Annotated in this window: 2 protein-coding genes; both read left to right on the plus strand. The window is 68.0% G+C overall.

Annotation, left to right across the window (positions count from 1 at the left end):
• Nucleotides 1-1,130, plus strand: a 1,130-nt coding sequence (locus tag AB0J86_RS38750) for a hypothetical protein (RefSeq protein ID WP_363863866.1), incomplete at its 5' end; no start/stop codon positions are given.
• On the plus strand, nucleotides 1,118-1,624 hold a 507-nt coding region (locus AB0J86_RS38755; protein ID WP_363863869.1), incomplete at its 3' end, for a hypothetical protein. The genes AB0J86_RS38750 and AB0J86_RS38755, both read left to right, overlap by 13 nt.

Raw genomic sequence — 1,624 nt, forward strand, 5'->3', positions numbered from 1 at the left:
TCCAAGCCCTCGCCAAACCCGTCAACAAGGCCATCAACTGGATCGTCGACAAGATCGTCAACCTCGGCAAGAAACTCTGGGCCAAACTCAAGGGCGCCGGAAAGAATCTCAAGGACAAGTTCAGCCGCAAGAAGACCCCCGAGCAGAAGCAGCGCGACCTGGATCTCGCCGTGGCGGCGGGGGTCCGCGCCGTCAACCGGTACGCGGGCAGGCCGGTAGCGAAGGCGGTACTGGCTCCCCTGCTGGCGGCCATCCGGCTGCGGTATGGGCTGAGTCACCTCGACGCCGTCAGGGCCGGCGCACGCTGGGCGGTGGCCGGCAAAATCAATCCCGAGAAGGAGGAGACCACCCAGGCGCTCTCCGGCGCCGAGCTGCGCGGCGCGGTTGCGGCGTACCGAGGGATCCACTTCAAGCTCACCTGGAGCCCGGACACCCACGACAAGATGTTGCGGCAGAATCTCGTCGGCAAGCCCGAATTCAGTGCCGCCGCCAAGGAGATCGCCGGCAGCCGTACCCCGGACGGTTCCGACGTTCCCGAGCCCGACCTCATCGCCGCGGCGCAGCTGGTACAGGAGACGGTAAAAAGTACGAAGAATCCCGAGTCGGTGCGGCAGTGGTGGGGCGGACGGAAGCAGACCTTCGACAGCCTCTACCTCGCCATGCTCCAGCGCTACATCAATACCTACGACGCGTTCGAGCGAGAAATGCGTGATCCGAGTACCGGCAGCGGCAGAGACATGGGTTTCACGAGCATCCCGTTCATCTCGACCTCCAAGAAGGCGGAGCACTCGGCCGCGTACGCCAAGGGCGAGAAGTTCATCGACGCCAAGGACAAGCGGGTCACCGGGACGGTCGGCCGGGTATTCGTCTACGTGTTCTCGCTGCGGCAACTGCAGGAGCAGGATCCGGCAAACGTCCAGGAACTGCAGAACGGTGGAAAGGTCAAGATCGGCCCGCGCATCATCCACGAGGGGGAAGTGACCTTCACCGGTTACATTCCGGGCGAAAACCGTGTCGCGCAGGTGGACGCCGAGGCGGGCGATAGTGTGGGCGGCGTCGCCGACAAGGCGCGGGCGGCGGCGGAAACACACGGATCGGCGGAGGGCGGACTACGCGAGTGGAGTTCCTGACGGTCGACGGCTACGTGTCCCTACTCCTCGAAGAGCTGGGCCGGATCGAACCACCGTCCGGGCCGGTCCGCCGGATCGGCGTCCTCGAACACGTACCGTCCGCTCTGGACATCATCCGGCGCGATCTGAACGCGGTCGGGGCCGCGGTGACGGCAGGCAACGTGGCGGGCAAGCTCGGCTTCGCCACCGACCTGGCTCTTGAGACCGCCTCCTACCTCTACGCGGCGGGAGCACCGCACGAGTCCTGGCGGCGCTGGTCGGCGCTCACGGCCTTCGGCCGCCTCAGCCTGCACGACCCCGTGACGGCATGCCCGTACCTGGTTCTGGCCGGAGAGTGGGACTGCCTGATGGTGCTCCGCCGGCTCGCCCCCGGTGGCGGATCCCCGGCCGCGAGAGCCCTGTGGCAGCTGGCGTGGGGGGCGGGCGCGCCCCCCCCCCCCCCGGGCGGGGGCGACGGGGGGCGCGCGGGGGGCCCCCGGCTGGCAGCGGGACCC

Origin of the sequence: Micromonospora sp. NPDC049559, from assembly GCF_040676675.1 — a bacterium.
Classification (GTDB): Bacteria; Actinomycetota; Actinomycetes; order Mycobacteriales; family Micromonosporaceae; genus JBFAPK01.